Raw genomic sequence first — 23,505 nt, 5'->3', positions numbered from 1 at the left:
TCACGATGAGTTCGTTCACGTACGATCTTAACGCACTGCCGGCCGCCGTCATGATTTATGACCGCGAGGAACGCCTTCAGGCCTGGAATCACAACGTGGCTCTGTTTTATCCGGTCATAACCCCGTGGCTGAAGGTGGGGACAACACTTGAGGCGCTGGCGGAACGCTTTATCGATGCCGTTTACAATGTCGACCCCGGCCTGCGCCAGACGCTGCGCGAGTCGATCGTGCGCAACTGTCGGCAGGATAAACATTGCGAAGTGCGGCAGGCGGGCCAGCGGCGGATCTTCGTCCAGCACCAGCGGCTTGCGGACGGCGGCATTGTCAGCCTGCACAGCGATATCACGGAGCTGGATGAAGCGCAGCGCGCGCGCCATCAGCTGCATGACGACTTTCTGCTGACGGCGGAATCCATCCATATCGGGATCTGGGACTGGCAGGTTTCTGGCGACACGCTCCAGGTGAATGACACCCTGCTTGCCATGCTGGGCCAGTCGCGCACACAGTGGCGATATCCGGTACGTTTTCTCCTCAATCAGGTCCACGAGGACGATCGCGCAGCGCTACGCAAGGCGCTGCACGCTTCGAAGCAGGATCACCGTCCGGTCTTTGAATGTGAAATTCGCGTGCATCACCCTACCGAAGGACTGCGCTGGATGCTGCTCTCCGGCCAGGTGGTCACCCTCTCCATTGAGGGAAACGCCGAGCGCGTGATTGGCACGCTGCAGGATATTACGCGGCGCAAAGAGGCTGAAATTCAGGCGTTCGCCTCGGCCATTGAGGCACAAAAAGCCAATGAGGCAAAAAGCGCGTTCCTGGCGAATATGAGCCATGAAATTCGCACCCCGATGAACGGCATTATTGGCATGACCCAGCTGTGCCTGGATACGTCTCTCAGTGCCGATCAGCGCGATTATCTGACCCTGGTGATGAGCTCTGCCCAGTCTCTGCTGCATATCATCAACGACATTCTCGATTTTTCCCGAATTGAAGCCGGCAAAGTGGAGCTGGAGGCGGACCCCGTGCCTGTCCGCCCCTTTATTCAGTCGCTTATTCGCCCGCACATGCCGGGGGCGAGCGAAAAAGGCATCGAGCTGCTGGTTGATATTGCGCCCGACGTCCCCGACGTGCTGCTGGTCGACGGCGCGCGTCTGCGCCAGATCCTGACCAATCTGCTGGGTAACGCGCTGAAGTTTACCCATCAGGGAGAAGTGATCCTGGTGGTTGAGCCAGACGATAGCGCGGACAGATGGCGTTTTCGCGTGCGCGATAGCGGCATTGGCATACCGGCAGATAAGCAGAAGGCTATTTTTGAAGCCTTCAGCCAGGCGGACAACTCAACCACCCGCCGCTACGGCGGTACGGGGCTCGGGCTAACCATCTCGGCAAGACTGGTTGCGGCGATGGGGGGCGAATTAACGGTCTCCAGCGAGCCGGGAAAAGGCAGCGAATTTACGTTCTCGCTGCCGCTGGCGGCGCAGACCCTTGCGCCCGGAGAGCGCCCACATAGCCAGCGCTTTAACGGGGAACCCGTGCTGGTGGTTGATGATAACGCGACCAACCTGCGGCTGCTGGCAGCGATGCTCAGCCAGATGGGGCTGAAACCCACCTGTGTTAACAACGCCAGCGAGGCCATCAACCGGGTTAAAACGGGAACGGCTTGGCCGCTGATCCTGCTGGACGCGCAGATGCCGGATATGGACGGCGTGTCGCTGGCCCTTGAGCTTTCGGTTCTGCCGCAGGTTGCTGAGAGCCATATCATTATGCTGAGCTCCATGAGCCGACATTTTGATATCAATATGCTGAAGCGGATCGGGATCAAGACCTATCTGCATAAGCCTATCGCCCAGGATGAATTACATCAGGCGATTGCCGCCGCGTTTGAACGTTCGCCGGCGCCCGTGGGTGAAAGCACCCCCGCGCCTGTCGCCTCGCCAGGAGCTACGGGACTGCGGATCCTGCTGGCTGAAGATAATCTGGTCAACCAGAAGGTCGCCGCGCGCCTGCTTGAGCGGCTCGGCCACACCTGTCAGATCGTCGATAATGGCGTCGCGCTGCTGGAACGCTGGCGCGAGGATACGTGGGACGTTTTGCTGATCGACCTTCAGATGCCAGAGATGGACGGTGAAACCGCCATTCGCCTGCTGCGTGAAGAAGAACGGTCCCGCCCCGGCCCGGCTCAGCCCACCGTCGCCATGACCGCACACGCCATGCAGGGGGACAAAGAGCGCTGTCTTAACATGGGTTTCGACGGCTACATTGCCAAACCCATCAGCCAGGAGCGTCTCGCTGAAGAGATTGCCCGCGTACTCCAGCACCACGAAGACACCTCCGCTTTTCCGGATGAAGCACGCCTGCTGAAGCAGTGCGCTGACGATCCCGCCCTGGTGCAAGAGCTGCTGGCCCTGTTTGGCGAAGGGCTAAATGAAGCAATCAAAACCATTACCCAGGCGATCGACAGCAACGATCGCGAGGCGCTGCGCCGCGCGGCCCACAAGCTGCGCGGAGAGGCCGTCACCCTGGACTTCAGCACGCTCGCACAGCAGCTGCAGGTGCTGGAAAGCGACGCGCATGCGCTGGATGGGCAACAGCTTGCGGCCCTGAATGACAACCTTCGCCAGGAATCGCTGCGCCTGATGGCGTGGCTCACCGCACGCGGGGTAAACGCATAATGACTCGCAACTGCGCGCTGCTCTTTGCCCTGTTGACCACCCACACGGTGGCGAACTCCGTGCCGGTCAGCTGGTCACTGGCAGGAGAATGGCAGGTTCAGGATGCCAATGACAGCGCACATCCTGCCGCATCAGGCTGGCGCCCACTTCAGGTTCCTGCCAACTGGTATAGCGCCGGGTACGATCACCAGGGCGCGCTGTGGTATAAGCACGCGTTTTCCCTGCCCGTGCAGTCCCCCGACGTAATGAGTACTCTGGTCTTTGACGGCGTCGATTATCTTGCAGAGGTGACGCTGAACGGCCAGCCGTTGGGCAAGCATGAGGGCTATTTTCAGCGCTTTTCGCTGGATGCCCGTTCGGCGTTACAACGTCACAACCAACTCGTGGTCAGGGTCGACAGCCCTTACGAAGATCCCACTAAGGTCTGGCCGCTGCATAAAACGCTCATGAAGGGGATCCTTAACCAGCATGACACGCGTCCCGGTGGGGCCTGGTCGCCGCAAGGGCAGGACGCTAACTCAGGCGGCATCTGGGCACCGGTCAGGCTGCATCTTAGCCGGGGCGCTACCCTTGATGAGACCATCCTGCGGCCCGACTGGACGCAGGGGCTGACTCGCCCGGCGTTAAAGGCGGAGATTCGCTATCGCGCACTCGATCCGGGCCCGGCGACCGTACGGCTCACCGCCACGCCCGCCAATTTCAGCGGCAAACGCTATCAGGCTGATTTTCCGGTTACCCTCGAAAGCGGCGCCCATTCGGTGCAGGTGACGCTGCCCATGCCGAAGGCAAAACTGTGGTGGCCCGTCGGCACGGGGAAACCCCACCTGTATACCATTCGCGTGGCATTGCGGGATGAAAACGGCCTGATGGATACGGCGGTCACCCGCACCGGGCTGCGTAAGATCGTCGAGCAGCCCGACAATAAGGGCTGGCTCATTAACGACAAACGCCTTTTCATTAAGGGCAGTAATTACATCGGTTCCCCCTGGCTCAGCACCATGACGCGAGAAAAATACCGTCGCGATCTTCGTCTGGTGGAGGCCATGAACGCAAACGCCATACGCGTGCACGGACACGTTGCCGGACGTGCGTTGTATGACGTGGCCGATGAGATGGGCATGATGATCTGGCAGGATGTTCCGCTGCAGTGGGGCTACAACAACAGTGCGGCTTTCACGGAAAATGCGGTTCGCCAGACGCGGGAGATGATCGAACAGTTTGGCAATTCGCCCGCCATCATCGTCTGGGGCGGCCATAACGAACCGCCGTGGAATTCGCCGTGGATGGAAAAACGCTTCCCGGACTGGAATAAAGATCTGAATCGCGCGCTCACGCAGCAGGTAGCGGATACGCTTGCCGAAGATACTTCGCGCATCGTGCATCGCTTTTCCGCCGTCGAGGAGCATTACTGGGCGGGCTGGTACTTCGGTACCCTGCGCGACCTGCTTGCACCGGCCAAAACGGGGATCATTACCGAGTTCGGCGCGCAGGCGCTTCCCCGCTTATCGACGCTAAAAACCATCATCCCGGCTGCGTCGCTCTGGCCAAAAACGACCGCCGCTGACGATCCCGGCTGGACCGTCTGGAAATACCATAATTTTCAGCCCTTCCAGACCTTTAAGTTTGCCGGTATTCCGCGCGGGAAGAACATTCAGGAGATGATTCGCAATACTCAGGCGTACCAGTCTCAGCTGGTGGCCACGGCGGCAGAAAGCTATCGCCGACAGCGCTACCAGCCGGTGACGGCCCTGTTCCACTTCATGTTCGTGGAAACCTGGCCCTCCATCAACTGGGGCGTGGTGGACTACCTGCGTAAACCTAAGGCCGGGTTTTACGCGTTACAACGTGCGTACCAGCCTGTTCTGCCATCCATTGAACCGGTCACCGCGCAGTGGCAATCCGGGGCGGCGGCGACCGTGCGTCTGTGGGTCATCAACGACACCTGGAAACCGTGCCGCGAATGCCGTCTGACCTGGCGCATCACCCAGCGCGATAAGGTGCTGGCAAAAGGCACGACGACGATGACGATCGCAGCAGACTCGGGAACGATGGTAAAAGCGGTCACGGCTACGCCCGCGGGCCAGGATGGCGTGTCGATTCGGTTTACGATAAAAAACAGTGCGGGAAAAATTGTCGGCGAAAATCAGCGCACGGAGTCCGTCATAAAGTGAGCGAGGGGAAAAGGAAAATTGCCGCTTCCCCTGCTTTCTTGTACCCTTTCAGCGTTTACCCCAATCCCCTAAAAATCGAGACATCCGGACGCCTATGACTGCACATATTTCCAAAGATCCTTTGCATGGCGTAACGCTGGAGATGATGGTCAACGCCCTGGTGGCGAAATATGGCTGGAGCGAGTTGGGCGACCGCATCAAAATTAACTGTTTCAGAAAAGACCCCAGCGTTAAATCGAGCCTGAAATTTCTGCGCCGCACCCCATGGGCGCGCGCGGAAGTGGAAGCCCTGTATCTGGACTCTCTCAACGATGAGGGAAATACAGCGCAGGCGGCGCCCGCCTTTAATCCCTGGGCCAACAGTCGGATTATCAAGAGCTAATACGCAAATGACGCGACACGTAAAACGGATCGGTGCGCTGGCTGCCTGCGCGCTTTTACTTGTGAGCTGCTCCTCAAAACCACCGAAATCGCTGGTTACCCCTCTCCCCACCGTCAGCAAACCGACGCCGCAGGCAAACCAGCCGATGCGCGGCATCTGGCTGGCGACCGTCTCGCGTCTCGACTGGCCCCCGGTGGCCTCGGTGAATGGCCGCAGCGCGGACCAGCGCATCGCGATGCAAAAGCAGGCGCTGATCGCAAAGCTCGACAACCTTAAGCACCTCGGCATCAACACGGTCTTTTTCCAGGTGAAGCCGGACAGCACGGCCCTCTGGTCATCAAAGATTCTCCCGTGGTCGGATATGCTGACGGGCAACATCGGGGAATATCCGGGATACGACCCGCTGCAGTTTATGCTCGATGAAGCGCACAAGCGCGGCATGAAAGTCCATGCCTGGTTTAACCCCTATCGCGTGTCGACCAACACCAAACCGTCCACCATCGCCGCCCTGAACCGGACCGCCTATCAGACCCCGTCCAGCGTCTATGTTCAGCATCCGGAGTGGGTGCGCATCTCAGGCGACCGCTTTGTGCTTGACCCGGGAATTCCCGAGGTGCGGGACTGGATAACCAAAGTGGTGACCGAAGTGGTGGCGAACTACCCGGTAGACGGCGTGCAGTTTGATGATTACTTCTATGCCGAATCGCCGGGCTCCGCGCTGAATGATTCACAGACCTGGCGGCAGTACGGCCAGGGTTTTGCCTCAAAAGCCGACTGGCGAAGGCACAACACGCAGCAGCTGATCGTCCAGGTCTCCCGCGCGATCAAGCAGACAAAGCCCGACGTTGAGTTTGGCGTCAGCCCGGCGGGGGTATGGCGTAACCGCTCCTTTGACCCGGCAGGCTCCGACACACGGGGCGCCGCGGCCTATGATGAATCCTTCGCCGATACGCGCCAGTGGGTGCAGCAGGGCCTGCTGGACTACATCGCGCCGCAGATTTACTGGCCCTTCTCCCGGGATGCCGCGCGCTACGACGTGCTGACCAGATGGTGGGCCGACGTCGTGAAGCCGACCCACACGCGCCTGTATATCGGCATTGCGTTCTATAAGGTGGGCGAACCGTCGAGAAACGAGCCGGACTGGACGGTTCAGGGCGGCGTGCCGGAGTTGAAAAAGCAGCTCGATCTCAACGATTCGCTGCCCAACGTCAACGGCACCATCCTGTTCCGGGAAGATTACCTGAACCAGCCGCAGACCCAGCAGGCGGTAAACTATCTCCGGGGACGCTGGGGTAGCTAAGTAACGGTCAGGCAGAAACGCCCGTTTCTGCCTGTTTTTTTACGGCTTCGGCCCGAACATCGCCTCGAGCTGCTGCGCATCCGGCATACCCACCACCTGCTGCAGCTCGTTTTCCGCATTCAGATAATAAATAGCCGGCGTGGCGTTAGCGCCCAGGCTGTCCATCAGCGCCTGGTGCTTCTGCAGTATCGCTACCGTTTCGCGTGAAGCCTCGCCTTCAGGCTTGGGCAGTTTTTTGCCGCCGGAGAGCTCGTATTCGCGCCAGGCCGCAACCGGATCTTTCGCATTCAGAATGGCGGCGGCGTTGCGTCCGCTGTTGGGGTTGAGGAACGCCACCAGCAGCGTATTGAGCTGAACCTTACCGGCCTTGACCCACGGCTGCGCTTCGGCCCAGAACTGCTTGCAGTACGGACAGAACGGATCGGCAAAGACAAAGACCTTACGCGGGGCGTTATCCGCCCCTTCTTTCAGGGGATGCGCCGCATTCAGGTTCTTCCACATTTCACGTCCCATTGGGGCGTAGATCTCTTTCTGGAAATAGCCCTCGCTGAGGTTCTTCCCTTTTTCATCATAAAGATAACCTGAGATCACGTGCTTGCCGTCCGGCGTAAGAAAGAGCGTCACGCCCATATCCTGATACTGCCCCAGCCAGGCTGGCGCCCCGCCCGGCGCATCCAGCTTCTTGATGATTTTGATGTTCTGCTGCTCGCTGAAGTGCTTCACCACATCCGGTATGGCTTCAGCCGCCTGTACCAGCCCTGACGTCGCCAGCGCCGAAAGTAACAGTAATTTTTTCATTTCCCTCTCCGGTTTGTCGGGGGCATTTCGCCCCCTTCAGGTTAGCGGTTTTTCAGTGCTTCACTGACCATTTCGTCGAATTGTTCGAACGGTACCCAGCCGGGAAGCAGCCCCTCGCCGATAAGCGTGGCGGGCGTGCCCTGGATCCCCATTTTTTCCGCGACGATGAGGCTGCGCCTGATCGTCAGAAAACTCTCCTCGTCCGGCGTCGTCACGCTCACGCCCGCCCGCTTTTGCGCCTCCTGAATGCTGGCGTCATCGTGGTACCCCTTTTTCGCCATCAGGGTGTGGTTCAGCTTCATAAACTGCTCAGGATGCGCACGCCAGACGGTTAACGCGTCTCGTGCGGCGGTCAGCGAACTTTCCGAGCGGAAAGGTAAAAACTTAAAGACCACCGCCACGTCCGGATGTTTTTCGACAATCTTCTCCAGGTACGGATCGAATTTTTTACAGTACGGGCAGTTGTAGTCAGTAAACACCACCAGGGTGAGCTTTGGGTTTTTCGCGCCGATGCGCGGGGAGTTTGGATCGTTAAACAGGAAATCAGCGATCATCTTCTGCGCGCGCTGCTCCTGGTCCGGCGTCAGCGGCTGGGCGGCAAATACCTGAAGCGGGGCCAGCAGGAGCAGCAGCGTAATAAGGAATTTTTTCATGACACAGTTAGCCTTTTGCGTTGTTCAGGGTGGTGACCAGGGTGCGCTTGTCCAGCAGCGGCGAGAGGATCTCGCCATCAGGCAGGCCGGGGCCATACACCGCGTTAAACGGAATGGCGTAGCGGTTTCGCTTTGCCAGAAAATCCGCGATAAACGCGGACGGCTGGCTCCAGTCTCCGCGCAGGGCCACCACGTCCGGCTGGCGCAGTGCGGCAACGATCTCCGGCTGGCTGAGCACCCGGTGTTCGTTAACTTTGCACGTTACGCACCAGTCCGCCGAGATATCCACAAACACTCGCTTCCCCTGCGCCAGCGCTTGCTCAATGGCCTCTTCACTGAGCGGCTGCCACGGGACGGTTTGCGCAACGTTTTGTGCCGGAGCGTCAGACGGCGCATTAAGCAGACCGCGCAGCTGATACCCGCCGAACGCCGACAGCGCGATGACCACCAGCCAGAACAGCGGCGAAGATTTTTGCCCCTTCAGCGCGAACAGCACCAGCGCAGAGGCAGTCAGCGCCAGCATCACGATCTGGCTGACCGCCTCGCCCAGATGCACGCTCAACAACGTCGCCAGCCAGAGGCTGGAGGCCAGCATCATCATGCCGAGGATGACCCTGAGCGTGTTCATCCAGCGGCCGGGTTTCGGCAGCAGCATGGCCGTTTTCGGTACCAGGGCAACGAACAGCCACGGCAGACTCATGCCCACGCCGAGCATCAGAAAGATCAGCCACAGGGCGTGCAGCGGCGCGCCAAGAGCAAAGGCGACCGCGGTACCGAGGAACGGCGCGGAGCACGGCGTCGCCAGCAGCGTGGCGAACATTCCTTCGCAGAAGCTGCCGCCGATCCCCGATCCCCCTGCCGTCGCCAGCCGTCCTGCGGCAGAAGAAGGCAGCAGCATTTCAAACGTCCCAAACAGGTTCAGCGCAAACAGGAAGGTCACTGCGACCATCAGGCCGATAAACCACGGGTTCTGGAACTGAATGCCCCACCCCAGCGACGCTCCGGCCAGCTTCAGCGCGGTGACCATCCCGGCCAGCAGCATAAAGGAGGTGAGGATCCCGGCGCTGGTGGCCAGAAAGCGCAGCCTGATGGCGCGGCTGTTCGATCCCGCCAGCAAGATGCTGTTAAGCTTCATGCCCATCACCGGCAGCACGCAGGGCATCAGGTTCAGGATCAGCCCGCCCAGCAGCGCAAAGAGCACCATTTTTCCCGTCCCGTCCGGCACGGAGGTCTCTTCGGGCGTTGTCCCAACGGTCATGGTGGTTTGCTGCGCCCGATCGCCGTTGGTCAGCACAAACGACAGCCTTTTGCCTGCCAGCGAAGCGGGTTTATCGCCCCATTCGTCGGTCACGGGTACCGTCACCCGAAGCGTAGTGCCGTCATGTTTAATGACCGGCTCGCCGGGCAGAATGTCACCCTCCAGCGGGTCAAAGTAGATCCCCGGATTGTCCCACTTCCCGTCCGTGGTGCCGGTAATCACCAGCTTGTCGCCAGAGAGCCAGGCAGAGAGATCCTTGGATACGCCAGACGTGCCCGGCACGGCGCGCATCGCTTGCCCGAAGGCGCTACGGAAGCCCTCATCCACCGGTTGGGTAAAATCGAGGTGCAGCGGGTAGTCCGTCAGCAGGCAGACGTTGCTGCACGTAGAGAGCGTCAGCGTCCCGTCGAGCGTGTCGCCCTTCGCTCCGTCGAGCGTAATCGGGATCGTCACCTTATCGTGATAGCCCTGCGTGGTCATGCCGGAGATATCAAAGCGCGACGGCACCGGCCAGGACCAGCTGTCCGTTACGTCTTCCGGCCAGCTGATTTTCGGCGCCACGCCGCCCTCGCCCGGCGATCGCCAGTAGGTTTTCCAGCCGGGCTTTAGCTCAACGGTGAGCAGGCCTTTAACATGCGTTTGTTCCCTCTCCGCCTGAAAGCGGATGCGGGCGTGATCGTTTTGTGGGGAGACCAGCCAGCCGGTGTCTGCCGCATGGACAATGCCGATGCAGGACAGCCACAGGAAGACGAATCCCCTGAAGAGGTTAACCATGTTGTACTCCGTGAACAGTAAAAAATTATCGTGTGAGGACGATGTTTTTCATTCACGGAAAACGCAGTTTTTAAGGTGTATTCGGGGAGGCGGCGCCTGAACGGGCTGTTCCGCCGGAGCCAGTGCCCGCCCTTGCGTCAACAGCTGCAGCAGCGCGAAGAAGATAATAATGGCCGGTAATGCACCGTCGAAGAACAGCGGCTGGGCGCAAAGCAGCGAGTGCGCGCCGAGCTGACACGGCGACGGGCCGGGTTGTTCAGTGTTGCTGGTTTGAGTCGGGGCATCTGCACTCAGCGAAATCTGCGGATCCAGTCCCTGTAAAAAATGGTTGAGCATCACCGCACGCTGCACGAGGCAAAGCGCCATCGCGAGACAGGTGATCATCAAAAGCCATTTTCCGAGGAGCTGACGGTTGCGCATAACATTCCAGAGTGATAAGACGCCCCGATCATAAACGATAGTGATGAATCTACAAGTGCCGGAAGTGTAAGGTTTTGTCTGCCGCCGCTATTCGCCCGTCAGCGCGTCATAGACGTCGCGTAGCCGCGTGCGGAGAAACAGCACCGCCTTGTGCTTGCGGGATAACAGCGCCTGTTCGCTGGCGCCGGTCTCCTCTGCCAGCATCTTAATGCTGTAGCCGTGGAGCTCGGTCTTTTCAAACGCCTCCCGCTGCGGCGGCGGAAGTTCAGACAGCGCCTGGCCCAGCTCTTCCCACAGCAGCGTCTTGAGGTACTCCTCTTCCGGCGTGTGCGGTACGCCGAACAGGGTTTCGGCTAGCTCGTCTTCCGGGAAACCGTCGTCGTCTTCGCCCGTAAAATAGCCGGAGAGCGACACCTCGCGCTTTTTACGCGCCCGGTCGGTCATTTCGTTACGCGCCGCGCGGAACAGCCAGGCGGCGACGTTTTCGACCGGCTGCTCCACTTTCATCAGCTGATACGTCACTTCCTGCAAAATGTCGTCGGCATCATCGCGCACGGAGGTCCGTCCGCGAATGAAGGCTTTCAGCCGGGCGCGGCAGGCGTTGAGCGCCGACATCAGCATGGATCCGCCCGCCTCCCCGGCTTTCATCTCGCTCACTCTGCTTCCGGCGCTTTTGGCGTGGCTTCACCGCGCTTATCGTCACGATGGCCATGCCAGCCGCAGTGGCCGCGACCATGGCGACCGAACCCTTCACGGCGCTGCTGAATAAACGCCTCACGCTGTTCGGGCGTCATGTTCATCCAGCGCTCGTGCATCCGGCGGTGCGCGCCAAACATCCCGGGGCGGAAACCCAGCCCGCCAAACAGAATGCGGCTCAGCACCAGGATCCCCAGCGCCTGCCAGAATCCGATGGCCTTCACGCCGAGGATCGCCGGGAGCAAGGCGTTCCACAGGGACATCACCAGCAGGCCGAGCACGATGAAAATCACCGCGCCGATGACTAAGCCCTTGCCCATACGGTGGCGACCAAATCCGCGCCCGTGGCCTCTGCCGTGCATTTCAAAATCTCTCATGGTGTTTACCTCGTTTACAGTAACTGATTATGGCTTGTGATGAGGTAGACGGATGAGGGAGTGAAATATTGCTGGGGGGAATGAATAATTTTGCGGGGAGCGTATTTTCACACGCCCCGTGAAAGCCATTACAGGCGCTTGTTCATGGTTTAAGGCCGGTTAAGCGCAATCTTATTCCTTATTTCCAGGATTTTATCTGCACACTCTTCCGCTGATAACAAAGCGGTGTCCAAGATGAGATGTTCTCTCTCCCAGGGTTCATACTCACGTTTTTTTACGCGTTCCCAGTCAGGAGGCGTGAGTCCCGGGATATCAGATATTCTGTTCTCTACGCGATAACGATGTTCTTTTTCGTCTGAGCAGACAATTTCAACTTCCAGGAAAGGGACATTCAACGACAGAGCAATATTGCGGAAAGCATCTCGCACAAGGTGAATATCATTAACGGAATCGGTCACAACGGTGGAGCCCAGCTTAAGATTTTCACTCGCTAAACCATAGAGGGCAAAATAGCCCTCCGGACCCGTTTTCTGACCGGGTTCAGAAACTGAACGAATGGCCTGCTCAACGGTATCAACCCGCAGGTAGACCGCTCCCAGCCTTTGAGCAACTATTTTTGCAACGGTGCTTTTACCGCTGCCGGGTAGCCCACTAAAAATAATTAACATAATTTCCCCTGGTGAGAGTTATATTAGATTTGTGCTGCCTGTAGAGACCTTCTGAATTATACAGTTACGGTTACGCCAGGTACAAAAAAGGCTCCTTGCGGAGCCTCCCCTCATAAAATCAAGCCTGCACCGGCAAACTAAAACTCGAAATACTCCGTGAAAGCTGCTGCGCCTGCTCTTCCAGCGAAGCCGCTGCCGCCGCGGACTGCTGCACCAGCGCGGCGTTCTGCTGGGTCACGCCGTCCATCTCGGTCACCGCCTGCCCAACCTGGCTGATCCCGCGGCTCTGCTCTTCAGAGGCGACGGAGATCTGCTCCATCAGCGTATTCACTTTATTCACCGACGAAATGATCGAATCAATCACCTCGCCCGAGCGGCTGACCAGCTCCGCACCGTTTTTCACGCTGGAAACCGACTGCGCGATCAGGCTTTCGATGTCTTTCGCCGCCACCGCGCTTTTCTGCGCCAGGGTGCGCACTTCGCTGGCCACGACCGCAAAACCGCGTCCCTGCGTACCGGCGCGCGCCGCTTCAACCGCCGCGTTCAGCGCCAGGATGTTGGTCTGGAAGGCGATGCTGTTAATCACGCTGGTGATGTCTTCAATGCGCTTCGAGTTCGCCGCAATGGTATTCATCGTGTCGATGACTTCACGGGTTACCGCTTCACCGGTGTGGGCATTTTTCACCGCGTCCTGCACCAGTTTTCCGGCCTGATACACATTATCGGTATTGTTCGCCACCGTCGCACTCAGCTCTTCCATGCTGGCCGCCGTCTGGGTTAACGCCGAAGCCTGCTGCTCGGTGCGTGACGCCAGGTCGATATTCCCGGAGGCAATCTCCTGGGCTGCGTGCGTTACGGTATGGCTCGCATCGCGCACCTGGGCGATGGTCGCCAGCAGCGCCTGACGCATCTGCTCCATCGAGCCCATCAGATGGTCGATTTCGTTGCCTGTACTCCCCTTCACCGGCACCGGAATGTCCAGCTTGCCTGCCGCAATCTGGCTGCAGTGCTCGCGCGCCAGGTTAACTGGCGCAAAGACAAAGCGCTTCATCAGCAGGCTGACGGCGACAATCACCACCACAAACAGGCTGGCGATAGCGGCAATGATCGCCAGGCCAGAGACGAAGTTACTGCTCGCATCCTCGTTCAGGCTTTTGGCGTATTTCTGGTGGACGGAAAGCACCTGGTCGAGAACGATCTCGTACTGGCGGTCGAGGCGGGAGACTTCCGGGATCAGCGCGTTGAATTTGGCAACATCGTGCGCCTCGGCGGCGTCGATCAGCGGCGCCAGCCCCTGGTTGCGGTAGTTTTGCCAGGCATCCTGATAGGCAGTGACCAGCGGCGCTTCATCGCTCAGGCGCGGCGACGCCATAAAGGCCGCAAAGGCGTGATCCGCTTTGGTCAGCGCCTCTTTCACGGCGGTAAGCTTTGCAGCGCCGTCCGCCGCGTTGCCCGCTTCCACCATCTTCACATACTCCATCACCCGCACGCGCAGCGTACGGCTGTGGTTAATAGGGTCAATAATGGACAGCACAACCTGGATCTCTTTGTTGACGTTATCCAGCGAATTATTACTTTTAATGATGAGGCCAACGCTGGTGACGGTGCTGACAACAAAGAAGAAAAGCAGCGAGAACAGGACAATCAGGGACGACTTTTTCAACGACATAAACCAATACCTCAAGGAGAATTATTCCTTATGGTTATCGGCCATTCCAAAACTTAAATTAATTAAAGTTATTGAAGTATCGAACCGGGCTATTTCGCTGACTTATAGCGTCGCTGCAGGGTGGCATTGAGCTTGCGCTGCAACGGCTGCGGCGTCTCCCCCTCGATTAATTTGCTAATCAAATCAAAGCAGTGCCACGCCAGTTGGCGGTTATCCTGACGAATGGTATCCACCGGGATCGTCAGCGAATCGTAGAGATAGTGATCGTCAAAACTGGCTAACCTGATATCGCTTTGCAGCAGGTTATGCTGGCCCATATAGCGCAGCACCCCTTCCAGCAGCCCGCAGGCGGCGGCGAAGAGCGCTTTCGGCGGACGCCCCAGGCGGGCGCAGAGTTCAGCAAACATCTCGTATCCGGAGCTCGGATGATAGTTGCCATGAATGATCCACTCGGGGCGCAGCGCCACACCGGCCTCACGCAGCCCTTGCTTAAAGCCTTCCAGGCGGTCGCGCGTGGGCGACAGACGGGGCTGCCCGCCGAGAAAGTAGAACTCATCAGGATGCTGGCGCGCAATGTCCGCCACCAGTTCGGTCGTCGGGGTAATGGAATCGGTGATCACCAGCGGCAGCGCGCTGTCGTTGATGTGGCGGTCAAACAGAACCACCGGCAGCTGCTCGCTCAGCTTATGGTAGTCCGCGTCGTTGAGCATACTGGAGGCCACAATCAGCCCGTCCACCTGACGCGCCACCATGTTGTTCACCACCACCGTCTCCTGCCCCGGGTTTTCATCGCTGCAGGAGATCAGCAGCTGAACGCCCGCCTCGCGGCACAGCGTTTCCAGCTCGTGAGAAAAGACGGCAAAACCGTAGTTGGTGATCTCAGGAACCACCAGACCAATGGTGTGGCTGCGGTTATCGCGCAACGAGCGGGCGTGAATGCTGGGCTGATAGTGGTGCTCTTTTGCAATTGCCAGCACGCGCTCGCGCGTCTCTTCCGCCACGCGTAGCTCTTTGCTGCGACCGTTCAGGACCAGGCTGGCGGTGGCTTTTGACACACCCGCCAGCTCCGCAATGTCTTTAATGGTGACGCGTTTTGTTTTTCTCACAACGACTTAGATCCGGCTGCCAAAACCCTCATTCTATCATGCAGGCGCGCAGCGACCAGTAGCGTAATGTGATATCGGACGCACCTTCGAATCGCACCCGGGCCGGATGGTCAGGAAAATAGCGGCTGCTCATCACCCCTTCGCCCTGGTTAATGAAGATTTCGACGCTGGAGCGGTCGCACAGAACGCGTAAGTGACGGACGTCACCCTGCCAGTAGCGGGTCAGTGTTTCACCGGTTTTCAGGCTCGCGCGTTCCAGGCGCACGCCCTGCTCATCGACCTTGAGACGCAGCGCGCCGGCAAAATCGACGTTCAACTGCGATGCGTCCAGCTCAAACTCCAGGCGCATCGCGTCCAGTTCGGGCGCGTCGCTGGCGCGCCCCTGCCAGTGCTGCTCATCTTCACGCAGCGCCGCCAGTTCGCGCGCCGGGGTCTGCCAGAGCCTGCCGTCGCGATAGCGTAGTTCGCGCGGGCAGGTCATCTGGTGCATCCAGCCGTGCGCCCGGGTGGGCTGAAGCATCTCTTCCCCGTCCGGTACGCCCATCCAGCCAATCAGGATGCGGCGTCCATCTTCCGCCAGCGTGGTTTGTGGGGCGTAAAATTCAAAGCCCGCGTCAAGCTCGTGCAGCTCGCCGTGATCGAATGCGGCGCTGGCGTAATCAAACGCCCCGCTCATCCAGGTGGCCGGATAGGTATTGAGGTAGCGATGCGGCTCGCGCGCCAGCCCCTGCGGGCAGCAGATCAGGACATGTGTCCCGTCGAGGGCGAACAGGTCCGGACACTCCCACATATAACCCGCGTCCGTCAGGCCGTTAACCCCGTGACCGGCGATCTCCCCGCAGGATGTCCAGGCGTGCAAATCGGCTGATTTAAACAGCAGCACCTTGCCGCGCTTCTGCACATCCTGCGCGCCGAGCACCATGTACCACATCCCCTCGTGCTGCCACACCTTCGGGTCGCGCACGTGGCCGGTGTAGCCTTCCGGCAGCGCCAGCACCGGCCCCAGCTTCCTGAAGGTCCCGTCCGGTTGCTTCACGGCCAGGCACTGCCAGGCGGTGCGGCTGCCGTCATCGAACTTGACGTTGCCGGTGTAGCACAGGGTCAAAACGCCCTCGTTATCGACGGCGCTACCGGAGTAGCAGCCGTTGCGGTCATACGCTTCGTCGGGCATCAGTGCCAGGGGCTCATGCCGCCAGTGCACCAGGTCTGCAGAGCTCCAGTGCCCCCAGCACTTAAAGCGATGCTCGCAGTCCAGCGGGTTCCACTGATAGAACAGGTGATAGCGGCCAGCGAACCAGATAAACCCGTTCGGGTCGTTCATCAGCCCCGTCACCGGCGCGGCGTGCCATTGCGGATAATGGCTGTCCGCCAGCGCCCGCGGCTGACCTGTCATAACGGCCTGCAGGATCGCAGGCCAGCGGGAAGGTAACGTCATTATTCAGAATCCGTTTTATATTTCAGCAGCAGTGAGACGGTGAACGCCACGCCGAAGGCAATCACCATGCCGATAATATAGTTCAGCAGCGAGCTGGCCTGCACGATGGCCATCCCCGGAATCGCGGTCAGCCCGACAGCGGTCATGTACACATGCACGGAGACCACCCAGGCCCCGCCCACCGCGCCGCCAATCAGCGCAGCGATAAACGGCTTAACGAAGCGCAGGTTGATACCAAAAATGGCCGCTTCGGTGATACCCAGCATTGCAGAGAACGCCGACGGCAGGGTAATGGCTTTGATTTTGGCGTCTTTGGTTTTGAACCACACCGCCAGACAGGCGCCGCCCTGCGCCACGTTCGCCATGGCCCAGATCGGCAGCAGGAAGTTAACGCCAATCGACGGGTTGCCCAGCAGCCCGGCTTCAATCGCGTGGAAGCTGTGGTGAATACCGGTGATCACAATCACCGAATACAGTCCGCCGAACAGCAGCCCGGCGAGCCAGCCCGCGTGGGCGATCAGCGTGCTCAGAATAAAGGAGATACCGTCGCCCAGAGCGCGCCCCGCCGGGCCGATAATCAGCAAGGCGATAAAGCCGGAGATGACGACGGTGAGGAACGGCGTCAGGATCAGGTCTAACGCATCCGGGATCGCGCGGCGCAGGTTTTTCTCCACGATGCTCATAAACCAGACGGCCAGCAGCACCGGGAATACCGTGCCCTGATAGCCAATCATCGCGATCTCAAGACCGAAGAAGTTCATGGTGTGGAAGCCCGATGCCACGCCCCAGGCGTTGGTCAGCGCCGGGTGGGTCAGAATGCCGCCCAGCGTCGCGCCGAGATACGGGTTACCGCCAAATTCGCGCGCGGCGGTAAAGCCAATCAGAATAGGCAGAATGATAAACGCCGCCGAGCTGCACATGTCCAGCATGATGTAGATGGCGTTATCCGCATTGACCCAGCCGTAGGTTTTCACCATGCCGAGCAGGCCCATCAGCAGACCGGACGCCACAATCGCGGGGATGATCGGCACAAAGATGTTGGAGAGCAGACGGGCAATGCGCTGGAACGGGTTCAGCTTGCGCGCCGCCAGATCCGCAGCCTCAGATTTACTGGATTCGCTAATCCCCGCCGCCTGAATAAAGGCGGCGTACACCTTGTTGACCACGCCCGTGCCAAAAATCACCTGCATCTGCCCGGCGTTGCGGAAGCAGCCTTTCACGCCGTCGACCTTGCCGATAGCCTGCTGATCCGCCAGCGCGTCATCGACCAGCACCAGACGAAGACGCGTTGCGCAGTGCGCCGCGCTGGCGATATTTTCCTTGCCACCGAGCAGCGGAATAAGCTCGCGGGCGATTTGATTAAAATCCATAGATACCTCTGCCTGACTTCTTTTTATGATGTGCGAAACGCTCCCGCCAGGCGGGAGCGTGATGGGTTAAAACCAGGTTTCCATCTGGACCCCAAAGTTCCATTCCCCGCCAGCGTTGAAGCCGCTGCTGCCAAAGGCATCATCGCTGGCGTAATGATCCAGTTTGCTGCTCCAGTCCATCCAGGTGGCAAACAGGCGCAGTTCAGGACGGCTGAAGAAATCGCCGATTTTGCTCGCTTTTAAGGTCGGCGCAAAGGTCAGCTTGTAGAAACTGCCGTTCACGGCGTTGCGATCCTTATAGCCTTCCGGGTTTAAATCCATGTACTGATAGCTGCCCTCAAACGCCAGCGCGAAATTCTGGGTGACCTCTTTGATCAGGCGGGTGTTGAGCGTTACCCACTCATAGCTATCGCCCTTGACGTAGCGATCTTTACTGCTCTGTGCCAGAACGGCGGGCGCAACGCTCCAGCCACCCCCGATTGGCGTGACACCGTAACTTGCGAAGCGCCAGGTATCCGCCTCTGACAGCAAGGCGCCATCGGAGCCGATGCTTTTCACCTCCGCACCCAGCCCGTGACCATACAGCAGCGCCGTTTTGGCGGTCCCTTCGCGCAGGCCGTAGAAGCTGTCATTATGCAAGCCCACCAGAGCATGAACGCCGTGATTGGCGGCATCCGTTTTGATGAGATCGCCGTTAGTGTCTTTACGGTCGTCGTTATCCTTCGCCCGCAGGCCGCTTACCATCAACTGGAACGGGCCGGCGAAGTGGTTCATGCTGAGGATATAGTTCTGAACGTTATTGTCGGTCTGCTCAACGCTGCCGAAGTTGCGGCCATAAATGGAGAAGTTGCTGCGCAGCGAATCGTTCCATTTCACGTCATAAACGCCGCCGCCGGTACCGGCCAGGAACACCACGTCGGAATCCAGCCAGTGGATGTCAAAGTTGTCGCGGTCGAAGCGTTTACCCGCCCAGAAGGTACTGCCCTTCAGCGCGCCGGTAAAATCAGGCAGGTTGCCCAGCTCTGCGAAGGCCTGGCGAATATTGAGGTCGCTGGTATCGGCTGACCAGTCGTTATAGGTTCTCTGACCGTCGGCCAGCATCGCCTTGAAGCGCGTGGTCGCCCCGTTATCCAGGGTTTGCTTGTGCTCGAGGTTCAGCTCGACGTAGGTGTCGGCTTCGTTACCCAGACGCCCCACCGCACCGCCGGTTTCACCGGCTGGCGTCAGGTAAGGGCCGCTTTTGCTGCTGGAGGCCGCATCGTTCATCAGCAGGCCAGAGCGGGCATAGCCGTGGAACTCAAACCCGCCGGTCTGATCCGCCTTTTTCTCCAGCGCGCTGGTGCGCTGCGCCACCTCCTGGGTCGTCGTTTGCGCCTGCCGCTGAGCGGCAACCAGCTGCTGCGTTTTTTGTTCTGCTGCCGCGGCGCGTTTCTCAGCCACCTGCGCGCGCGTCTCCGCGTCCTGAAGGCGCTGCTCCATCGCGGCAAGGCGCGCTTCAATACTGGACATATCCGTCTGGGCAAAAACAGAGGTACTTCCGGCCAGCATGCCTATCATCACGGCAAGTCTGCGTTTTTTATACATTTTGTCGCATCCCTAAAAGAAGTCATTAAACGTGCTAAATTGCTAAACCGGTTTAGGTTGCTGATACTAAGCCTGTGAATTTTGGATCGGCAATCTTTTTTGCTAAACCGATTTAGTAAGTGTGATCGAGGCGACAATTCAGGCCGCCGGATGGCGGCCAGGAGAGGAGAAATTACAGATCGTGCTGCCAGGGCAACGCGGTCATCGCCCCTTTGGCCGTGGTGGCCAGCGCGCCGCAGCGCTGGGCGAGCGCGATAACCGGCGTCAGGTCCTGTCCGGCGGCCAGCCCGTAGAGCAGCCCCGCCACAAAGGCATCGCCCGCACCGGTCGTATCGACGCACTGCACAGGCGTTGCCGGGTAGTGTTTTACGGTACCTTCATGCCACGCGGTTACGCCCGCTTTTCCCTGGGTAACCAGCACCAGACGCGCCGGGCAGCGCTGCATCAGCACCTCCAGACCGCCGTTGACCTCCGCGCTGCCAGTGAAAAAGGCCAGTTCTTCTACCGAGAGTTTCACCACGTCAGCGCTTTGCAGCGCCTGTTCAAGACAGCGGTGAAGTGCGTTCTCATCCGGCCAGAGATCCGGGCGAATATTGGGGTCGAAACTGACGTAACCGCCCGCCTCCCGAATGGCGGCCATCGCCTGAAAGGTCGCAGTACGGCTCGGCTCGGCGCTTAAGGCGATGGAGCAGACGTGCAGCCACTCCCCGGCGCTGAACGACGGCAGGTCGGCGGGTTCGAGAAACAGATCGGCGCTCGGGCGCACCATGAAGGTAAACGATCGCTCGCCGTGGTCGTCCAAATCGACCACCACCGTTGAGGTGCGGTGCGCCGGATCAAGGCGCATCCACGTCACGTTAACCCGCTCGTCAGCGAGCGTTTTCGCCATAAAGCGCCCGAAAGGATCGTCGCCAACCCTGCCGATAAAGGCGCTCTGGCCGCCCAGTCGGGCAATACCGACCGCGACGTTCGCCGGCGCGCCGCCGGGACACCGCAGTAATCGACCTTCTCCATCGGGCAGCAAATCCACTACCGCATCGCCAAGTACCCAGATTTTCTTCATGTGATCCTCGCAGCTAAACTATGTTAAACCGTTTTAGCTATTTAAGCACAGGCCGGGCAAAGGGGAAATAACGGGAGGGAAATTTGACTTAACGCACCAGATGCGGCCAGTGGATATCGCCGACGCCATTCAGCTGCGGCCGGGCAAACAGGAATCCCTGAAAGCGTCGGATCCCGGCCGATTCGAGCCAGCACCACTCCTCTATTTTCTCGATGCCTTCCGCCACCAGGGTGATTTCAAGATCGGAGCAGCAGCTGATGATGGAGCGCACAATCGCCTGTTTCGGGCCGCTCAGGTGGATATTGCTGACAATTTCCCGGTCGATTTTAATTTTATCCGGCTGGAACCGGGTCAGCAGCGAAAGTCCGGCATAGCCCGAGCCAAAATCATCGATCGCCAGGCCAATCCCCTCACCGCGAAGCTGCTTGATGGCACTGTTAAACTGGTTGAACCCGGAGATCATCTCGTTTTCAGTGACTTCAATGACTACCTGCTCCGGCTGAAGGCCATGTTTTTTAATCTGATCGACCAGAAATTCCACTGCGCCAGGGACATTCACCAGCGACATGGGCAGCAGGTTTACCGCGATTTTATGGCTGCCAATGCCCAGCTTTTCCGCCAGCGCAAAGGCATAGGCTTTTGTCTGGAGATCGACTTCGTAAATGTTGTCCGGATCGACACTGCTGAAGAAATGCTCCGGGCTGCCGCCGTCGTTGCTGCGGATAAGCGCCTCAAGGGAGCTGATCTTCCCTTCCGAGGGCTCGACAATAGGCTGCAGCGCAAACTGGCAGGTTTGCCCGGCAATCAGGCCCAGGTGTGCGCCAAAGGGTAGCGTTTCGGTCGAGAGCGTCCAGTTGCCCGCGGTGTAGCGTGCCCCCGACGGGACCGGACGTTTACCGGTTATAAAGGTCTGAATAAATTTGAACACCCGATCGTCGGAGGTCAGATAGCTGTCCAGCTTGCTGTAGCGCAGCACCGACTGCAGCACCTCTTTCGGCGACTGCGTTTGCAGATCAAACAGCAGCATGCCGACGTTTTCGAAGCGTCTGCGCGGACCATAGTCCCGCAGCAGTTCTACCACCCCACTGTGCCGCTTGTCCTCACGGATGGTATGGAAAAGTTTGACCACACTCTCTTCCGACCCTTCGAGGATCTGCAGAACCTCATTCCCATTAGCCAGGAGGACGCCGGTAATAGCCAGTTTTGTGTTGCGGCCCCTGGCGCGCTCCACCAGCTCCCGCAGTTCGGTGGACGGGCGGGATAAATTCAACTGGCTTCGGTAGATCAGAGTCGTCAGCACAAAAAGGGGTTCCAATGAGAAAGAGAGGTGCCTTGAAGCTACTATTTAACATACTTAATCAATGCGACCTAACATATTCACGCTACAGGGGAACGTTACTTTTTCTCGTCCCCGATCCGGCTGTTAATCCTCTCCTGCATAAAGTCGTAAAACGGGTTCGAGGTGACCCGCATCAGCGCCTCTTTTCCGACGCTCAATACGGACGTTTCTCCCCAGAGCGCAATCGTCCCCAGGCTGATACCGTAGCGGTTTTTCACCCCAGGTTCGCGACCATAGAGATCGTCATCCGGCGGGAACGGCACCGCAACGTGCGACAGGGAATAGACATCCTGCGGCCAGGACTGGGCAAGCGGCACCACCGTCTCCTGCGTTCTGCCTGCCGGGATTATTTTCGCCACCGTCGAGAAACTGTGCTCGCTGGCATTGGTGATAATAGTGACACTGTAACGTCTCTGCGCGACCGGTAGCAGCGCCGTGGTGGCCGTCCAGGACGACGGTTTGAAGAGCGGACGGAAGCTCGCCGCCTGGTTGATATCGAACATCACCAGTTCGCTGCCGTTTGCCGGAAGCTGGTCAAACAGGCCACTGACCACCGCGCGGGTACTGACCGTGGAGTCCATGACCGACTGGAACGCCAGCACCGGCGGCAAATTCGCCAGCCTGTTTTCCCGCGCCGCGCGGCCAATCTGCTCCTGCAGGGCCTTCGTCAGCAGCCACGACTGGCGGGCGGCGTTCACCGGGAACGAATTGTATTTATACGGATTATATTCCGGGGAGATATTCAGCCAGGCCGCTTTGGCAAACGGCGGCAGCAGCGCCGGTAGCCCGGCGAAACCGGCAAACCGCGCAAAGGCCGTCACGCCAATCATCGGTGAGAGCAGGATCACCTGCTGTGGTTTACGCAGTGCTGGCGCGTCCAGCGCATCGAGGGCATATTTCATCGCCAGCGCCCCGCCGTTGGAGTAGCCCACCAGATGCAGAGGCACAGCCTCACCCGCCAGGCGCGTGGCTTCCCGTACGGCAAGGCGCGTGGCCGCCAGCCACATTTCCCAGTCAACATCCGTCAGCGCGCCGGGCGCGGTGCCGTGTCCGGGAAGACGCGGGACCACGGCCACAAAGCCGTGCTGCTGATAGTTCACGGCAAGGCGCCTGACGCTGTATGGCGAATCCGTCAGCCCGTGCAGCAGCACCACCGCGCCGCGGGGCTTGCCGGCTGGCATCAGCACAAAGGAGCGGTTGGCATCGGGGGCAAACTGACCGGGCCACACCAGGCTCTGGCGGTAATAGCGGTTTAACGGGGTTTGTTCCTCGCCCGCTGTTTTCGCCGTCACCGCGTTATCCAGATCGGTGAAAATCGCCTTTTCCCGGGCGAGGTACCCGGCGAAATCGGCGTTATCCAGCTCGCGAACGGACATCTCATCTGCCCGCCAGGTGTGCCACAGGTGCAGTTCCGGCCCCTGCTGCGAGAGATACACCCGCACCGCCAGCAGGACGACCAGGACGATCCCCACGACCATTCCTGTTTTCTTTGCAAGCGCGATCAGGCGCACGCTGACTCGCCAGGGCAAATTCGCCATGAGGGATCCCTTTTATGTTCTCAGTGCTTCTATCTTATCAAAAATGTGAACAGGCTGACGTATTCACCAAATTCATACCTGTCCGGTCAGCCAGTGCACCAAAAGTGAACTACGCTGCACAAATGTTGATCATTGGTTAACCAAATATTGCATGATGTTTACTGCGCAGCGGGTTTTCGCCCGCCTGTGAACATGGCACGCGTCATGCATTGTTAACCAGGTAACACAATTT

At 59.1% G+C, this 23,505-nt stretch carries 19 protein-coding genes; 4 read left to right on the top strand and 15 right to left on the bottom strand.

Features of this window, described 5'->3' with window-relative positions; translation table 11 throughout:
* Positions 1-5: 5 nt before the first annotated feature.
* The 4 genes from BFG58_RS02945 (at position 6) to BFG58_RS02930 (ending at position 6,525) form a co-directional block, all read left to right on the top strand.
* Positions 6-2,672 carry a PAS domain-containing hybrid sensor histidine kinase/response regulator gene (locus BFG58_RS02945; RefSeq protein ID WP_069719198.1) on the top strand — a complete coding sequence of 889 codons (2,667 nt, stop codon included), beginning with the start codon at positions 6-8 and terminating at the stop codon, positions 2,670-2,672.
* A complete protein-coding gene (locus tag BFG58_RS02940) occupies positions 2,672-4,843 on the top strand; it encodes a glycoside hydrolase family 2 (RefSeq protein ID WP_069719197.1) in 2,172 nt (723 codons plus the stop codon). The genes BFG58_RS02945 and BFG58_RS02940 overlap by 1 nt, the downstream gene beginning before the upstream one ends.
* A 94-nt stretch (positions 4,844-4,937) precedes the next feature.
* On the top strand, positions 4,938-5,225 hold the full coding sequence (locus tag BFG58_RS02935) for a VF530 family DNA-binding protein (protein WP_045415848.1): 288 nt from the start codon (positions 4,938-4,940) through the stop codon (positions 5,223-5,225).
* 7 nt (positions 5,226-5,232) lie between these two features.
* Positions 5,233-6,525, top strand: coding sequence for a glycoside hydrolase family 10 protein (locus tag BFG58_RS02930; RefSeq protein WP_069719196.1), 1,293 nt, complete (start codon positions 5,233-5,235; stop codon positions 6,523-6,525).
* Positions 6,526-6,564: 39 nt separating this feature from the next.
* On the opposite strand, the gene dsbG is transcribed toward BFG58_RS02930, so the two are convergent.
* From dsbG to BFG58_RS02855, 15 genes are all read right to left on the bottom strand, one after another.
* A complete protein-coding gene (dsbG, locus tag BFG58_RS02925) occupies positions 6,565-7,323 on the bottom strand; it encodes a thiol:disulfide interchange protein DsbG (protein ID WP_069719195.1) in 759 nt (252 codons plus the stop codon).
* 41 nt (positions 7,324-7,364) lie between these two features.
* Positions 7,365-7,976: a DsbA family protein gene (locus tag BFG58_RS02920; protein WP_063435440.1), complete on the bottom strand. Its 612-nt coding sequence runs from the start codon at positions 7,974-7,976 to the stop codon at positions 7,365-7,367.
* Between the two features lie 7 nt (positions 7,977-7,983).
* Positions 7,984-10,008 carry a protein-disulfide reductase DsbD gene (locus tag BFG58_RS02915; protein ID WP_069719194.1) on the bottom strand — a complete coding sequence of 675 codons (2,025 nt, stop codon included), beginning with the start codon at positions 10,006-10,008 and terminating at the stop codon, positions 7,984-7,986.
* Positions 10,009-10,056: 48 nt separating this feature from the next.
* Positions 10,057-10,428, bottom strand: coding sequence for a hypothetical protein (locus tag BFG58_RS02910; RefSeq protein WP_069719193.1), 372 nt, complete (start codon positions 10,426-10,428; stop codon positions 10,057-10,059).
* 87 nt (positions 10,429-10,515) lie between these two features.
* Entirely contained in the window at positions 10,516-11,076 is a 561-nt protein-coding gene (locus BFG58_RS02905) for an RNA polymerase sigma factor (protein ID WP_023327516.1), read from the bottom strand.
* Positions 11,077-11,081: 5 nt separating this feature from the next.
* Positions 11,082-11,501 carry a hypothetical protein gene (locus tag BFG58_RS02900; RefSeq protein WP_069719192.1) on the bottom strand — a complete coding sequence of 140 codons (420 nt, stop codon included), beginning with the start codon at positions 11,499-11,501 and terminating at the stop codon, positions 11,082-11,084.
* A gap of 149 nt (positions 11,502-11,650) precedes the next feature.
* The gene (locus BFG58_RS02895; protein ID WP_069719191.1) at positions 11,651-12,169 is read right to left on the bottom strand and encodes an AAA family ATPase; all 519 of its coding nucleotides are present in this window, start codon (positions 12,167-12,169) and stop codon (positions 11,651-11,653) included.
* A 118-nt stretch (positions 12,170-12,287) separates the two neighbouring features.
* Positions 12,288-13,838, bottom strand: a complete 1,551-nt coding sequence (locus BFG58_RS02890) for a methyl-accepting chemotaxis protein (RefSeq protein ID WP_024909531.1) — start codon at positions 13,836-13,838, stop codon at positions 12,288-12,290.
* Between the two features lie 89 nt (positions 13,839-13,927).
* Positions 13,928-14,944, bottom strand: a complete 1,017-nt coding sequence (locus tag BFG58_RS02885) for a LacI family DNA-binding transcriptional regulator (RefSeq protein WP_023344186.1) — start codon at positions 14,942-14,944, stop codon at positions 13,928-13,930.
* Positions 14,945-14,972: 28 nt separating this feature from the next.
* Positions 14,973-16,379 carry a sucrose-6-phosphate hydrolase gene (locus BFG58_RS02880; protein WP_069719190.1) on the bottom strand — a complete coding sequence of 469 codons (1,407 nt, stop codon included), beginning with the start codon at positions 16,377-16,379 and terminating at the stop codon, positions 14,973-14,975.
* Positions 16,379-17,749 carry a sucrose-specific PTS transporter subunit IIBC gene (locus BFG58_RS02875; protein ID WP_023619263.1) on the bottom strand — a complete coding sequence of 457 codons (1,371 nt, stop codon included), beginning with the start codon at positions 17,747-17,749 and terminating at the stop codon, positions 16,379-16,381. The genes BFG58_RS02880 and BFG58_RS02875 overlap by 1 nt, the downstream gene beginning before the upstream one ends.
* 66 nt (positions 17,750-17,815) lie before the next feature.
* On the bottom strand, positions 17,816-19,333 hold the full coding sequence (locus BFG58_RS02870; protein WP_069719189.1) for a carbohydrate porin: 1,518 nt from the start codon (positions 19,331-19,333) through the stop codon (positions 17,816-17,818).
* Positions 19,334-19,505: 172 nt separating this feature from the next.
* Positions 19,506-20,396, bottom strand: coding sequence for an aminoimidazole riboside kinase (locus BFG58_RS02865; RefSeq protein ID WP_069719188.1), 891 nt, complete (start codon positions 20,394-20,396; stop codon positions 19,506-19,508).
* Positions 20,397-20,484: 88 nt separating this feature from the next.
* Positions 20,485-21,696: a diguanylate phosphodiesterase gene (locus tag BFG58_RS02860; RefSeq protein ID WP_069719187.1), complete on the bottom strand. Its 1,212-nt coding sequence runs from the start codon at positions 21,694-21,696 to the stop codon at positions 20,485-20,487.
* A 95-nt stretch (positions 21,697-21,791) separates the two neighbouring features.
* Positions 21,792-23,273: a carboxylesterase gene (locus BFG58_RS02855; protein WP_069719186.1), complete on the bottom strand. Its 1,482-nt coding sequence runs from the start codon at positions 23,271-23,273 to the stop codon at positions 21,792-21,794.
* Positions 23,274-23,505: the final 232 nt, after the last annotated feature.

The sequence above is a fragment of the Enterobacter sp. ku-bf2 genome (assembly GCF_001742765.1).
Taxonomy (GTDB): Bacteria; Pseudomonadota; Gammaproteobacteria; order Enterobacterales; family Enterobacteriaceae; genus Enterobacter; species Enterobacter quasiroggenkampii.
Note: the sequence above shows the minus strand (reverse complement) of the source record. Positions and strands in the feature narration are given on the sequence as shown.

What these genes read in the sequence shown, in the direction of transcription:
- BFG58_RS02945 (WP_069719198.1), top strand. Translation starts at nt 6, where the DNA reads ATGAGTTCGTTCACGTACGATCTTAACGCACTGCCGGCCGCCGTCATG.
- BFG58_RS02940 (WP_069719197.1), top strand. Translation starts at nt 2,672, where the DNA reads ATGACTCGCAACTGCGCGCTGCTCTTTGCCCTGTTGACCACCCACACG.
- BFG58_RS02935 (WP_045415848.1), top strand. Translation starts at nt 4,938, where the DNA reads ATGACTGCACATATTTCCAAAGATCCTTTGCATGGCGTAACGCTGGAG.
- BFG58_RS02930 (WP_069719196.1), top strand. Translation starts at nt 5,233, where the DNA reads ATGACGCGACACGTAAAACGGATCGGTGCGCTGGCTGCCTGCGCGCTT.
- dsbG (WP_069719195.1), bottom strand. Translation starts at nt 7,323, where the DNA reads ATGAAAAAATTACTGTTACTTTCGGCGCTGGCGACGTCAGGGCTGGTA.
- BFG58_RS02920 (WP_063435440.1), bottom strand. Translation starts at nt 7,976, where the DNA reads ATGAAAAAATTCCTTATTACGCTGCTGCTCCTGCTGGCCCCGCTTCAG.
- BFG58_RS02915 (WP_069719194.1), bottom strand. Translation starts at nt 10,008, where the DNA reads ATGGTTAACCTCTTCAGGGGATTCGTCTTCCTGTGGCTGTCCTGCATC.
- BFG58_RS02910 (WP_069719193.1), bottom strand. Translation starts at nt 10,428, where the DNA reads ATGCGCAACCGTCAGCTCCTCGGAAAATGGCTTTTGATGATCACCTGT.
- BFG58_RS02905 (WP_023327516.1), bottom strand. Translation starts at nt 11,076, where the DNA reads ATGAAAGCCGGGGAGGCGGGCGGATCCATGCTGATGTCGGCGCTCAAC.
- BFG58_RS02900 (WP_069719192.1), bottom strand. Translation starts at nt 11,501, where the DNA reads ATGAGAGATTTTGAAATGCACGGCAGAGGCCACGGGCGCGGATTTGGT.
- BFG58_RS02895 (WP_069719191.1), bottom strand. Translation starts at nt 12,169, where the DNA reads ATGTTAATTATTTTTAGTGGGCTACCCGGCAGCGGTAAAAGCACCGTT.
- BFG58_RS02890 (WP_024909531.1), bottom strand. Translation starts at nt 13,838, where the DNA reads ATGTCGTTGAAAAAGTCGTCCCTGATTGTCCTGTTCTCGCTGCTTTTC.
- BFG58_RS02880 (WP_069719190.1), bottom strand. Translation starts at nt 16,379, where the DNA reads ATGACGTTACCTTCCCGCTGGCCTGCGATCCTGCAGGCCGTTATGACA.
- BFG58_RS02875 (WP_023619263.1), bottom strand. Translation starts at nt 17,749, where the DNA reads ATGGATTTTAATCAAATCGCCCGCGAGCTTATTCCGCTGCTCGGTGGC.
- BFG58_RS02870 (WP_069719189.1), bottom strand. Translation starts at nt 19,333, where the DNA reads ATGTATAAAAAACGCAGACTTGCCGTGATGATAGGCATGCTGGCCGGA.
- BFG58_RS02865 (WP_069719188.1), bottom strand. Translation starts at nt 20,396, where the DNA reads ATGAAGAAAATCTGGGTACTTGGCGATGCGGTAGTGGATTTGCTGCCC.
- BFG58_RS02855 (WP_069719186.1), bottom strand. Translation starts at nt 23,273, where the DNA reads ATGGCGAATTTGCCCTGGCGAGTCAGCGTGCGCCTGATCGCGCTTGCA.